This window comes from Cupriavidus sp. SZY C1 (assembly GCF_032190535.1).
Taxonomy (GTDB): domain Bacteria; phylum Pseudomonadota; class Gammaproteobacteria; order Burkholderiales; family Burkholderiaceae; genus Cupriavidus; species Cupriavidus pauculus_C.
Window position 1 is genome coordinate 594,734 of record NZ_JAUANU010000001.1, and the last position, 13,092, is coordinate 607,825.

Genomic DNA, 13,092 nt, shown 5'->3' on the forward strand with positions numbered 1-13,092 from the left:
GCCTCAGATGCCCGCAAACTGCTGGCGCAGTACGTTCTTCTGGACCTTGCCCATCGTGTTGCGCGGCAGTTCGTCCACCACGTGCACGCGCTTGGGCACCTTGAAGTTGGCGATGCGGCCCTTGAGCGTGCCGATCATGCCGGCTTCGTCGATGTCGGCACCGGGCTTGCGCACCACCACGGCCACCACGGCCTCGCCAAAGTCGGCATGGGGCACCCCGATCACGGCGGACTCCGCCACGCCCGGCATCTCGTCGATAAAGCTCTCGATTTCCTTCGGGTAGACGTTGTAGCCGCCCGAGATGATCAGGTCCTTGCTGCGGCCGACGATGGTCAGGTACTGGTCCGGCACCTTGCGTTCGCCGGCCTGGCTGACGATGGCGCCGCCGAAGCGGCCCACGTCGCCGGTCTTGAACCAGCCATCGGCGGTAAATTCCTCGGCGGTCTTTTCCGGCATGCGCCAGTAGCCCTTGAACACGTTCGGGCCCTTGACCTCGACATTGCCGATCACGCCCGGCTCGCACAGCCGCCCTTCCCCATCCATCACACGCACCGACACGCCCGGCAGCGGCATGCCGACGGTGCCGCCGATGCGCTCGCCCAGCGCCGCATCGTACGGATTCGACACCAGCATCACGGTCTCGCTCATGCCGTAGCGTTCCAGGATCGTATGGCCGGTCTTCTCGCGGAATGCGTCGAATGTTTCCAGCAGCAGCGGCGCCGAGCCCGACACGAACAGCCGCATGTTGCGGCACAGGTCCTGGTCGAAGCGCGGCTCCTGCACCATGCGCACGTAGTACGTCGGCACGCCCATCATGACCGTGCTGCGCGGGATGAATTTCAGTAGCTGGCCCATGTCCAGCCGGGGCGCCCAGATCATCTTGGCGCCGGCCAGCAGCGCGCCGTGCGACGCCACGAACAGGCCGTGCACGTGGAAGATCGGCAGCATGTGCAGCAGCACGTCGTCGCTGCGCCAGCCCCAGTACGCATGCAGCGTCTGCGCGTTCGACGCCAGGTTGCCGTGCGTCAGCATGGCGCCCTTGCTGCGCCCCGTGGTGCCCGACGTGTACAGGATGGCCGCCAGGTCGTCCTCCTTGCGCGGCACCGTGGCAAAGGTGTCCGGCTGGGCAGCCGCGCGCTGCAGCAGCGACCCGGTGCGATTCTCGTCGAGCGTGAACACGTGGTGCGTGTTGTGCTTGAACGCCACCTTGGACACCCAGCCAAAGTTCGCGCTGCTGCAGACCACCACCGCCGGCTCGGCGTTGCCGATGAAGTAGTCGATCTCGGCTTCCTGGTAGGCGGTGTTCAGCGGCAGGTAGACCAGCCCGGCGCGCAGCGTGGCCAGGTACAGGCACAGCGCCTCGACGGACTTTTCCACCTGCACCGCCACGCGCGCGCCGGCGGGCAGCGTCAGCGCGGTCAGCAGGTTGGCGATCTTGGCCGTGGCACGGTCCAGGTCGTCCCAGGAGTAGTACAGGCCGTCGTGCGTCTCGATGCAGCAGGCGCCGCGGTCTTCGGGAAAGCGGGATTCGAACAGGGCGAACAGGTTGGCGTTCATGGTACGGAGCGATTGGAATGGCATGCCCTGGGGTGGCAACGGAAAAGCCTGGGCAGCCGGCCATGATAGCCGGCCGGCCGACATATTACTCCCCGGTGAAATCCGGAGGCCGGTGCGCCAGGAACGCGGCCACGCCCTCGGCATGGTCGCGGCTGCCGGCGTAGGCAAAGTGGGCATCCAGTTCGGCCGCCGTCAGCGGCGCCGGGGCCGGCGACAGGCGGCGGATCGTGGCCTTGTTGATGCGCGCGGCCAGCGGCGCGCCCGCGCACAGGCGCTGCACCGTGGCGGCCACCTCGTCGTGCAGGGCAGCCTCGGGCACCACGCGCGTCAGCAGGCCCTTGGCGGCGGCCTCGGCGGCGTCGAACACGCGGCCTTCCAGCAGGATTTCCAGCGTGACGGCGCGCCCGGCCAGCGCCAGCAGGCCCTGGAGCTCGCCCGGCGCCATCGGAAAGCCCAGCCGGTTGATCGGCACGCCGAAGCGGCTGCCCGCCGCGGCGATGCGCAGGTCACAGTTGCAGGCAATCTCCAGCCCGCCGCCCACGCAGACGCCTTCGATGGCCGCCAGCGTGGGCAGCGGGCATTCGGCGATGGCGCGCAGCGCCGGGGCGATGGTGTCGGCGTGGTAGCGCCGCACCGCGTCGGCATTGCCGCGCACGGTCGGGAACTCGGCGATGTCGGCGCCAGCGGCAAAGTCGCCGTCGGCGCCGCGCACCACCACGCAGCGCAGCGCGCGCGCGGTGCCATCGGCCACATCGGCGGCCAGCGCGCCAAACCCGGCGGCCAGCGCCTGCCACATGCCGGCCGAGATCGCGTTGAGCTTGCCCGGATGGGACAGCGTGACCGTGGCCACCTGTCCCTCACGCGCGAAAGTGACCGTGCCGGCCATCAGTCGATCTTGGCGCCCGAGCGCTGCACCACCTCGGCCCAGCGCTTGATCTCGGCGCGCTGGAACTGCGCGAACTGTTCCTGCGTGAACTGCGGGATCTCGGAGCCGTTCTGCAGCCAGATCGCCTTCATTTCCGGGCTGTTCAGCGCCTTGGTGGTCTCCGCGTAGAGCTTGTCGACCACTTCCTTCGGCGTGCCCTTGGGCGCCCACAGCGCGTACCACGTCGACACCTCGTAGTTCGGCACGCCCGCCTCGGCCGCGGTCGGCACGTTGGGGAACGCCGCCGAGCGCGTCTTGGCCGCCACCGCCAGCGCCTTGATGCGGCCCGCGCGGATGTGTTGCGCCGACGAACCCAGCCCGTCGAACATCAGGTCCACCTGGCCCGCGATCAGGTCGGACAGCGCCGGGCCGGCCCCCTTGTACGGCACGTGGGCCAGGTCGGTCTGGGTCTGCAGCTTGAACAGCTCGCCCGCCAGGTGGTGGGCCGATCCGTTGCCGGCCGACGCGTAGTTGAGCTGGCCCGGATGCGACTTGGCGTAGGCGATCAGGTCCTTGAGCGTGTTGGCCTGCACCTTGTTCGGATTGACCACGATGACCTGCGGCGGCTGCGCGATCACGGTGACCGGGATGAAGTCCTTCTCGATGTCGTAGTCGAGCTTCTTGTAGAACGACGGCGCGATGGCATGGTGGGCGCCGCCGATGAAGATCGTGTATCCGTCCGGCGTGGCCTTGGCCGCCAGGCTCGCGCCCACCGTGCCGCCGGCGCCGCCGCGGTTGTCGATCACGAACTGCTTGCCGAGCTGCTTGGACAGCTGCGCGGTCAGGGGCCGCGCGAAGGCATCGGTCCCGCCGCCGGCCGGGAACGGCACGATCACGGTGACGGGCTTGCTGGGCCACGCATCGGCGGCCTGGACGGCGGGCGAATACAGGCTCGCCCCGGTGCCGGCGACCAGGCCGGCGATTGCAAAGACGCGCGCGAACGCGGTCAGGTTGCGCTGACGACTCATGTACTGTCTCCTCTCTCTACTCTATGCGTGGAAAGTCAATCGAAGTACTGCCTACTGCAAACCCACCCGACAGAAAACCGCCCGGCGTTCGTGCCCGACCCAGGGGCTACAGCAGCTTGGCCACCGCACGGCTGATGCGGGGATTGCCGTCGCCGAGACGAGCCAGATTGTCATCCAGCGCCTCGGGCACGTAAAGATAATTCACCATCACCCCGCCCGACTGGGCGCGGCCTTTTCGCGACAGGTCCGCGCCCCAATTCACGCGCTCGACACATGCCCCGTTACCCAGATGGAAACGCGCCACCGGATCGGCCGGCACGCCCTTGCCGCCCTCGCGCACCAGGTAGTGCGCCACCAGCGTCAGCGCGGTGTCGCGGATGACCGGGTCCTGCGCGTCGGCCGGCAGCGCCGCGAACCACGCCGCGCCGTCGGCCGGCGCGTCGCCGTGGCGCTCGCGCCAGCGCGACAGCCGCTTGTCACCCAGAATGCGTGCCACCGCCTCGGCCTCCTGCCGGCGCAGCCAGTCGGCAAAGCCCGGCACCGGCGACAGCGTGGCGAACTGCTTGAGCTTGGGGAATTCGCGCTGCAGCTCCTCGATCACGCGCTTGAGCAGGAAGTTGCCAAAGCTGACGCCGCGCAGCCCCGCCTGCGTGTTCGAGATCGAGTAGAAGATGGCCCACTTCACGCGGCGCAGGTCTTCCAGCGGCGCGGCTTCGTCCAGCAGCGCCTGCACGTTGGCTGCCATCTCGGGCACGAACGCCACCTCGACGAAGATCAGCGGCTCGCGCGGGATGCGCGGGTGGAAGAACGCGTAGCAGCGGCGGTCCGAATCGAGCCGGTTGCGCAGGTCCGTCCACGACGCGATCTCGTGCACGGCCTCATAGCGGATCAGCTTTTCCAGCAGCGACGCCGGCGAATCCCACGTGATGGGCTGCAGCTCCAGCAGGCCCACGTCGAACCAGTTCGAGAACAGCGCCTCCAGGTCCTCGTCCAGCTCGCGCAGGCCGGGGATGCGCTTGTGCCAGCGCAGCATGTCGGCGCGCAACTGGATCAGGAAATGCAGCCCGCAGGCGCTGTCGCCGCGCTGGCCGTGGTGCGCGGCAAAGCGCTTGAAGAAGCGGATGCGCGCATTCGACAGCGCCTGCGACAGGGCCGATGCGCTGCTGCCCGCCGCCCCGGGCGCGTCGCGGCCCGCGGCCACTTCGGCCAGCACGCCGAGCATGGCCTGGCGCAGCGGCTCGGACGCGGCCTGGTAGGCGTCCTGCCAGGCCAGCGCGGCCGCGTTGGCCGCGCCATCGGTCAGCCGGGCGTCGAAACACTGGCGGAGTTGGTCGCGCTGGCGCTTGATGGCGCGCGCGGACAGCGTCTGCTCCGCCGCCGGCGCGGGCGGCTTGCCGGGCTTGCCGGGCTCGTCGCCCTTGCGGCCCCACCACCGGCCAAAGCGCGTGAACAGCGAGTCGCTGACCGGCTCGCTGGCTTCCAGCGGCGCACTGACTTTCTGTTGGTCTGCGGGATCGAAGGCGGTCATGGCGATGTCCTGCGGCGTCGGTTGGCGATGAAATCGATCGAAGGTGACGGGTCAGCCCTGCCCGGCCAGGCGCAGGCGGCCGGCCGATGCGGCATCGGGCGGCGGCACCGGCTCGGCCTCGGGTTCGGCCACCCCCAGCGCGCGCAACGCGCCACGCTGGCGCAGCACGTGGGTCTTCATCAGCGCCTCGGCCCCTTCCGGGTCATGTGCCTTCAACGCAGAAAACACCGACAGGTGCTCGGCGCACGATTCGTGGATGCGCCCCGGCAGCTTCAAACTCTTGTGGCGCGACAGCCGCAGCACCTTGCGCAGGTCGCTGACCACGCCCGACAGCCAGCGGTTGCCCGCCAGCCGCTGGATGGCCTCGTGGATCTGGTAGTTGGTCTCGTAGTAGGCGTCGATGTCGCCCGCGCGCGCGTAGCGGGCCAGATCGGCATGCAGGCCCTCCAGCGCGCCCAGGTCGGCTTCCGTGGCATTGCGGGCCGCCTCGTAGGCGCAGCGGCCTTCCAGCAAGGCCATCAGCGGGAAGATCTCGTCCAGGTCCTGCTCGCTCAGCGCGTTGACAAAGCAGCCGCGCCGCGGCTCCAGCCGCACCAGCCCCTCGGCGGCCAGCACCTTGAGCGCCTCGCGCAGCGGCGTGCGGGACGTACCCAGCGTGGACGCCAGCGCCACCTCGTCGATCCACGCGCCGGGCGGCAGCGTGCGGTCGTCGATCATCGTGCGGAGCCGGTCCGCCACCTCCAGGTACAGCGCCTGCCTGACGATACGCATCGTGCCCCTTTCGGACCGGAAAACACCGTAACGGAACTGCACGCCCGAGCGGCGATTACGCCGCAATAATTCATAATTACGGGAAGTCCGGCCGATCGCAAGCGGTTTCGATGCTGCATCGCGGCAGGTGTGCGTCAGGCGTGGCTGGAAGGGCGGTGACTGCGGGAAATCCATGAGCGCGTCGGGCGCGCGGCGGCGGGATGTCGGCCGGATATCGGCGGGATAGCGGCGCGGCAAAACAGGTGCGGCAGGCGACCGCTCCCACCTCCCTGCAGGAACGGTCGCCCGCGCGTGAAAGACTGCCGCGGTCTTGTCATGGGCGTCGGGCAGCGTGGCCGGACGCTTGCGGGTCGGATTGCTTGACTGGCGCCAACCCGACGCCTACCCCGATCAAGCACTCGTCATGGAGTGCGGATGTTCCCGTGCCTTTTCCCGTTCGGCTTTTCGTCGTTGTCATGGCGCGAACGCCTCGCCGTGCGCCCCTCCCCCTGCCGCCATGCCGGGCGGATCGCTGCCCGCCCCGACCATCTTGTAACAACCAACATAGCGAGGACCGTGCCACCGTCGCCAAGTCCTTGATTTCATTGAGGCGGACGAAACACAACTTGTGACACGGGCTATGGTATGTAACAGGATGTATCTTCGCCGATACGAGCTTGGTTACGCGGCTGCCTGTATCGTAGGCAACCCAGCCCCTAAATATGCCGAAAACGGTACATAGCGGGACGGGAATGCGTTCGGCGGCGCACGGAAACGGTGCGCCACCTGGTTGCAGAACTGAAACAGGAAGGCCTTCAGCGCGCCGCGCCAGCGGCGGCGCCGTTTGCCTGGCGGCGGTAGGCCCAGACCAGCATCAGCACGCCGGCCAGCACCATCGGCAGGCTCAGCCACTGGCCCATCGACAGCTTGAGCGCCAGCAGGCCCAGGAAGCTGTCCGGCTCGCGCGTGAATTCGGCCAGGAAGCGGAACGCGCCATACCCGATCAGGAACACGCCCGACACCGCGCCCATCGGCCGCGGCTTGCGTGCAAACAGCCACAGGATGATGAACAGCGCCACGCCCTCGCCGGCAAACTGGTAGAGCTGCGACGGATGGCGCGGGATGTTGTCGCCGGCCTGCGGGAAGATCATGCCCCACGGCAGGTCCGTGGCGCGGCCCCACAGCTCGCCGTTGATGAAGTTGCCGATGCGCCCGGCGGCTAGCCCGCACGGAATCAGCGGCGCGATGAAGTCTGTCACTTCCATCCAATGGCGCCGCCGCACCTTGGCGAACACCCACATCGCCACCAGCACGCCCAGGAACCCGCCGTGGAAGGCCATGCCGCCCTCCCAGACCTTGAAGATTTCCAGCGGATGGGTCAGGTAGTAGCTTGGCTTGTAGAACAGCACGTAGCCCAGCCGGCCGCCCAGGATCACGCCGAGCACGCCGTAGAACAGCATGTCGTCCAGGTCCCGCGTGACCCAGCCGCGCGCCGCCACGTGCGGCTGGCGGATGCGCAGCCGGCCGAACCACAGGAACATGATGAAGCCGGCCAGGTACATCAGTCCGTACCAGCGAATGGCCAGCGGCCCCAGGTGGATGGCAACCGGATCGAATTGCGGATGAACGAGCATGTTTGGAAGCGGGGAGAGAAAGCGGTCAGGTTGAGCGCGGGGCGGGCCGCGCTATGTAGTTGTCTCACGGCCATGCGTCAGGCCGATGGCGCCGGCCAGCCCCGTGGCGATGTCGATGAACGACCGCAGCACCGGGGCCACGCCGGCGGCGCCTTCGCGCCAGGCCAGCCCGGTCTCGATCTCGGGGCCGGCATCGCGCAGCGCCAGGTACGACACGCCGGTGCGCCGCAGGTTGCACAGCGACGCGGGCACCAGCGCCACGCCCATGCCGGCCGACACCAGGCTGACGATCGTCTGCATCTGGATGGCCTCCTGGGCGATCACCGGCGTCAGGCCGTCGCGCGCATAGTAGCCCGTAATGATGTCATAAAACGCCGGCGCGCTTCGGCGCGGGAAGATGATCAGCGGCTCGCGCGCGGCGTCGCGCAGCGACACCTGCGCCGGCACCTGCCGCGCGCCGGGCGGCCGCCAGCCATCGGGCACGGCCAGCACCAGCGGCTCGCGCACCAGCGGCAGGTACGACAGCCCGTGCGGCATCACGGCAAGCTGCGGGCGGATGACCAGCCCGGCGTCGATGGCCCCGTCGGCCAGCGCTTCGAGCTGGACGTCGCTGGTGGCCTCGCGCAGCTGCAACTGGACGTCCGGATGCCGTGCACGGAAATGCCGCAGCAACTCGGGCAGGATGCCGTAGTCGGCGGTGCTGACAAAGGCCAGCGCCAGCGACCCCACCTCGCCGCGCGCCAGCCGCTGGGCCAGGCCGGGCAGCGCGGCGGCATCGGCCAGCACCCGGCGCACCTCGGGCAGCCACTGCTGGCCGGCCGGGGTCAGCATCACCGAGCGGCGGGTGCGCACGAACAGCGGCACGCCGATTTCCGCCTCCAGCGCCTGGATCTGCTGCGACAACGGCGGCTGGGTCATGGCGAGCCGGCGCGCGGCGCGTCCGAAATGGAGCTCCTCGGCGACGGTGACGAAGTAGCGCAACTGGCGCAGGTCCAAGCGCGGTGCCTCCCCGAATCCAGTCGGATTGATAGGTTTTTCGACTCAATAACGGTCGAATAATATATTGGACACGCAAAATGGCAAGGCGCATGCTCTGCGGCACAACAACGACATTCCCCCGGAGAGACCCCATGGCTTTCAACAAACGCTCCCAGCACATCACGCAAGGCGTGGCGCGCTCCCCAAACCGGTCGATGTACTACGCGCTGGGCTACCAGAAGGAAGACTTCGACAAGCCGATGGTCGGCATCGCCAATGGCCATTCGACGATCACGCCGTGCAACGCCGGCCTGCAGCGGCTGGCCGACGCGGCCGTGGAAGCCATCCGGGCCTCGGGCGCCAACCCGCAGATCTTCGGCACGCCGACGATCTCCGACGGCATGTCGATGGGCACCGAGGGCATGAAGTACTCGCTGATCTCGCGCGAAGTGATCGCCGACTGCATCGAGACGGCCGCGCAGGGCCAGTGGATGGACGGCGTGGTGGTGATCGGCGGCTGCGACAAGAACATGCCCGGCGGCATGATCGCGCTGGCCCGCACCAACGTGCCCGGCATCTACGTCTATGGCGGCACGATCAAGCCCGGCAACTGGAAGGGCAAGGACCTGACCATCGTGTCGTCGTTCGAGGCCGTCGGCGAGTTCACGGCCGGGCGCATGAGCGAGGAGGATTTCGAGGGCGTGGAGCGCAACGCGTGCCCGTCCACGGGGTCCTGCGGCGGCATGTACACGGCCAACACGATGAGCTCGTCGTTCGAGGCGCTGGGCATGTCGCTGCTGTATTCGTCGACCATGGCCAACCCGGACCAGGAAAAGGTGGACAGCGCGGCCGAATCGGCCCGCGTGCTGGTGGAGGCCGTGAAGCGCGACATCAAGCCGCGCGACATCATCACGCGCAAGTCGATCGAGAACGCCGTGTCGCTGATCATGGCCACGGGCGGCTCGACCAACGCGGTGCTGCACTACCTGGCGATCGCGCACTCGGCGGAGGTGGAATGGACGATCGACGATTTCGAGCGCATCCGCCGCCGCGTGCCGGTGATCTGCAACCTGAAGCCGTCGGGCGCCTACGTGGCCACCGACCTGCACCGCGCGGGCGGCATCCCGCAGGTCATGAAGATCCTGCTCAACGCCGGGCTGCTGCATGGCGACTGCCTGACCATCACCGGCCGCACGCTGGCCGAGGAACTGGAGCACGTGGCCGACCAGCCGCGCGCCGACCAGGACGTGATCATGCCGATCGACAAGGCGCTGTACAAGCAGGGTCACCTGGCCATCCTCAAGGGCAACCTGGCCGAGGAAGGCGCCGTCGCCAAGATCACGGGCCTCAAGAATCCGGTCATCACCGGGCCGGCACGCGTGTTCGAGAACGAGCAGAGCGCGATGGAAGCCATCCTGGCCGACAAGATCCAGGCCGGCGACATCCTCGTGCTGCGCTATCTGGGGCCCAAGGGCGGCCCGGGCATGCCCGAGATGCTGGCGCCTACGTCGGCCATCATCGGCAAGGGGCTGGGCGAGTCGGTGGGTTTCATTACGGACGGCCGCTTCTCGGGCGGCACCTGGGGCATGGTGGTGGGCCACGTCGCCCCCGAAGCCCACGTGGGCGGCAACATCGCGCTGGTTCAGGAAGGCGATTCGATCACGATCGACGCGCACCAGTTGCTGCTGCAACTGAACGTTCCCGACGACGAACTGGCCCGCCGCCGCGCCAGCTGGCAACAACCGGCGCCACGCTACACGCGCGGGGTACTGGCGAAGTTCGCCCGCCTGGCATCGACGGCCAGCAAGGGGGCGGTGACGGATTGATGTTGCTGGCTTGTCGCAGTTAGCACTGCTGGCCCTCTCCCCCGGCCCCTCTCCCGCGTTGCGGGAGAGGGGAGACAACAGCGGGCCAATGTCGAAGTCTCCACTGGCTTTTTGCTCCCCTCTCCCGCGCTGCGGGGGAGACAACATTGGGTCAATGTCGAAGTCTCCACCGGCTTTTTGCTCCCCTCTCCCGCGTGCGGGAGAGGGGTTGGGGGAGAGGGCGTTGAGGGTCTGCTTGCTGACTTGTCGCAGTTAGCACCGCCTGCCCTCACCCCCGGCCCCTCTCCCGCGTTGCGGGAGAGGGGAGAAAACATTGGGTCAGGTCGAAGTCTTCACTGGCTTTTTGCTCCCCTCTCCCGCGTTGCGGGTGAGGGGAGCAAACCAACCCAGAAGATGCCGCTAAACCCCGCCTGGGTCGCGTTCGATTTCTTCCAGCGTGGCGTCGAGCCATTCGACCAGGCGGGCTTCCAGGGCCTGGGTCAGTTCGCTGGCGAGCTGGGCGGTCAGGGGGGCCAGCCGTGATTGCAACGTGGCCTCGGTGTGGGCTTCCACGACCTGCGGCCATTCGGTGCGAAAGCGCATCATCACGCGTGTCAGCAGTTCGGTGCGAACAGCGCGCAGGTCGTCCTCGCCGGGCTGGAAGGCCGCGGGGTCGGCCAGTGGTTCGGTGTCGGGCGCCGTGACGATGTCTGGCAGCGACTCGGTGTCTCCCACGGCCGTTACCAGGCCCGAATCGGGCATGTCCGCCGTGTCGATCACCGCCGCTCCGGGCCGGGCGGCCGGGGGCGCCTCGAACACCGTGTCCGGCAGCTCGACGATTTCCGTCAGCAGCGGCACGCTGTCGTTGGGCCCCAGGCGCGGGATCACCCGCGAAGTCGTGCGTTCGCTCATGCCGATTCTCCCTTGGCCTGCCCGATGTCATGGTGCGTGAGCGGGTAGCCGCGCTCACGGTAGAAGCGATAGCGTTCGCGGCCGGCGTCGCGGGCGTCCGGCGTCGCGCCGACCACCTCGATCAGCCGCTCGAAGCTGGCGAACTGCGGCGGGGCTTCCGCCGCGATGTTCACCAGCAACTGGTGGTGCGGCACCTGGTCCAGCGTGGCCGCCAGGATGATCGGCGTCACCGCCGCATTGGGGCTGTCCAGCCCGCAGTGCGGCAGGAAGTCGAGCGGCGAGAACGACCACAGCCGCGCGTCGAGCTGCCCCAGCTGCTGGGGCGCGCCGTAGACCACGACCTTCTGCCCGGCGCCGTACGCCTTGCGGACCAGGCGGCAGACGTAGGCCAACGTATCCGGCACGTTGCTGTGGAAGTCGATGCGCGTCATGGATGGCTGCCTTGCCCTGTCGGCCGCTTACGCGGCGCGGTCCATCAGGAACTGCGTCAGCAGCGGCACCGGGCGGCCCGTGGCGCCCTTGGCCGCGCCGCTCTTCCAGGCGGTGCCGGCGATGTCCAGGTGGGCCCAGTCGTACTTCTCGGTGTAGCGCGCCAGGAAGCAGGCCGCGGTCACGCTGCCGGCCGGACGGCCGCCGATGTTGGCCATGTCGGCAAAGTTCGACTTGAGCTGGTCCTGGTAGTCGTCGTCCAGCGGCATGCGCCAGGCGGTGTCCATGGCCTTGCGGCCGGCGTCCAGCAACTGGTCGGCCAGCATGTCGCTGCGCGCGTACAGGCCGCTGTTCACGTGGCCCAGCGCGATGATGCAGGCGCCGGTCAGCGTGGCCACGTCGACCACGGCGGCCGGCTTGAAGCGTTCCACGTAGGTCAGCGCGTCGCACAGGATCAGGCGGCCCTCGGCGTCCGTGTTCAGGATCTCGATGGTCTGGCCCGACATGCTGACCACCACGTCGCCCGGCTTGGTGGCGTTGCCGGCCGGCATGTTCTCGCAGGTGGGCACCACGGCAATCACGTTCAGCTTCAGGCCCATCTCGGCCACGGCCTGGATGGTGCCCAGCACCGACGCGGCGCCGCACATGTCGTACTTCATCTCGTCCATGCCCTCGCCCGGCTTCAGCGAGATGCCGCCGGTGTCGAACGTGATGCCCTTGCCCACCAGCACCACCGGCGCGGCCTTGGCGCTGGCACCGTCGTAGCGCAGCACGATGAACTGCGGCGGCTCGACGCTGCCCTTGGTCACGGCCAGGAAGGCGCCCATGTTCAGGGCCTCGATCTGCTTGCGGCCCAGGATCTCCACCTTGAGCTTGTGGCGCTTGGCGATGCCGCGCGCGGTATTGGCCAGGTAGGTCGGCGTGCAGATGTTCGACGGCAGGTTGCCCAGGTCGCGCGTCAGTTCCATGCCGTTGGCGATGGCGGTGCCGCGTACCACGGCCTGGGTGGCGGCCTTGCCGTCGGCCACGTCCACGGCCAGCACGATCCGGCGCAGCGTGGGCTTGTCGGCCGTGCCGGCGCCCTTGGCCGGGCGCTTGAGTTCGGGATGGCGCTCCAGCAGGCGGTAGCCGGCCTCGCGCACGATGGTGATCGTCGTGATCACGCCCCAGGTCATGTCGCGCTGCGGCGGCACCTGCTGTGCCAGGCACCACAGCGCCGTGGCAGCGCGCGTGCTGCCCAGCGCACGCATGGCGGTGCGCACGGCTTCGGCAAAGGCGCGGTCGCTGAACTCGGCCTCCTTGCCCAGGCCCACCAGCAGCACGCGGGCGGCGCCAATGCCGGCCACCTCGTGCAGCATCAACTGGGTGCCGCGCTTGCCTTCGAAGTCGCCCTGGCGCACCAGACGCGCCACCAGCCCCTTGGTGGCCACGTCCAGCGCCTTGGCCACGTCGGCAAGGTTCTGGCCCTCGAACAGGCCCACCACCAGGCAGTCGGTCTTGGTGGCCAGGAAACCATTTTGGCCGGCTTTGCTCAGATCCAGGGCTTTTGTGCTAAATTCCATCGCGCTTCCTTCCAGGGGCTCGTCGAAAAGAAAGCCCCCATTAT

11 protein-coding genes are annotated in these 13,092 nt (G+C 68.4%); 1 reads left to right on the forward strand and 10 read right to left on the reverse strand.

All coding sequences use genetic code 11. The features are described from left to right. Positions 1-3 precede the first annotated feature (3 nt). The 7 genes from QTN24_RS02805 to QTN24_RS02835 all read right to left on the reverse strand — a co-directional run bounded on the left by QTN24_RS02805 (position 4) and on the right by QTN24_RS02835 (position 8,358). On the reverse strand, positions 4-1,557 hold the full coding sequence (locus QTN24_RS02805; RefSeq protein ID WP_124683419.1) for a malonate--CoA ligase: 1,554 nt from the start codon (positions 1,555-1,557) through the stop codon (positions 4-6). An 85-nt stretch (positions 1,558-1,642) separates the two neighbouring features. Next, the gene (locus QTN24_RS02810; RefSeq protein WP_313835241.1) at positions 1,643-2,443 is read right to left on the reverse strand and encodes an enoyl-CoA hydratase/isomerase family protein; all 801 of its coding nucleotides are present in this window, start codon (positions 2,441-2,443) and stop codon (positions 1,643-1,645) included. Next, positions 2,443-3,450, reverse strand: a complete 1,008-nt coding sequence (locus QTN24_RS02815) for a tripartite tricarboxylate transporter substrate binding protein (RefSeq protein WP_313835242.1) — start codon at positions 3,448-3,450, stop codon at positions 2,443-2,445. Before QTN24_RS02815 ends, QTN24_RS02810 begins: the two co-directional genes overlap by 1 nt. A gap of 106 nt (positions 3,451-3,556) precedes the next feature. Then, positions 3,557-4,978: a malonyl-CoA decarboxylase domain-containing protein gene (locus tag QTN24_RS02820; RefSeq protein WP_313835243.1), complete on the reverse strand. Its 1,422-nt coding sequence runs from the start codon at positions 4,976-4,978 to the stop codon at positions 3,557-3,559. Positions 4,979-5,029: 51 nt separating this feature from the next. Further along, positions 5,030-5,749, reverse strand: a complete 720-nt coding sequence (locus QTN24_RS02825; protein ID WP_124683415.1) for a GntR family transcriptional regulator — start codon at positions 5,747-5,749, stop codon at positions 5,030-5,032. 794 nt (positions 5,750-6,543) lie between these two features. Continuing rightward, complete coding sequence (lgt, locus tag QTN24_RS02830; RefSeq protein ID WP_124683414.1) at positions 6,544-7,362, reverse strand: prolipoprotein diacylglyceryl transferase; 819 nt, start codon at positions 7,360-7,362, stop codon at positions 6,544-6,546. Between the two features lie 51 nt (positions 7,363-7,413). Next, complete coding sequence (locus QTN24_RS02835; RefSeq protein WP_313835244.1) at positions 7,414-8,358, reverse strand: LysR family transcriptional regulator; 945 nt, start codon at positions 8,356-8,358, stop codon at positions 7,414-7,416. Between the two features lie 134 nt (positions 8,359-8,492). Between QTN24_RS02835 and ilvD the strand changes: the two genes are divergently transcribed. Beyond that, positions 8,493-10,166 carry a dihydroxy-acid dehydratase gene (gene ilvD / locus QTN24_RS02840; RefSeq protein ID WP_313835245.1) on the forward strand — a complete coding sequence of 558 codons (1,674 nt, stop codon included), beginning with the start codon at positions 8,493-8,495 and terminating at the stop codon, positions 10,164-10,166. 399 nt (positions 10,167-10,565) lie between these two features. Here ilvD and QTN24_RS02845 read toward each other — a convergent pair whose 3' ends face one another. From QTN24_RS02845 to QTN24_RS02855, 3 genes are read right to left on the reverse strand one after another with little or no spacing between them, the layout of a single operon-like run. Beyond that, complete coding sequence (locus QTN24_RS02845; protein WP_313835246.1) at positions 10,566-11,057, reverse strand: hypothetical protein; 492 nt, start codon at positions 11,055-11,057, stop codon at positions 10,566-10,568. Then, positions 11,054-11,488, reverse strand: coding sequence for a DNA polymerase III subunit chi (locus QTN24_RS02850; protein WP_124683410.1), 435 nt, complete (start codon positions 11,486-11,488; stop codon positions 11,054-11,056). The genes QTN24_RS02845 and QTN24_RS02850 overlap by 4 nt, the downstream gene beginning before the upstream one ends. Positions 11,489-11,515: 27 nt before the next feature. Next, positions 11,516-13,048 carry a leucyl aminopeptidase gene (locus tag QTN24_RS02855; RefSeq protein ID WP_124683409.1) on the reverse strand — a complete coding sequence of 511 codons (1,533 nt, stop codon included), beginning with the start codon at positions 13,046-13,048 and terminating at the stop codon, positions 11,516-11,518. Positions 13,049-13,092 lie beyond the last annotated feature (44 nt).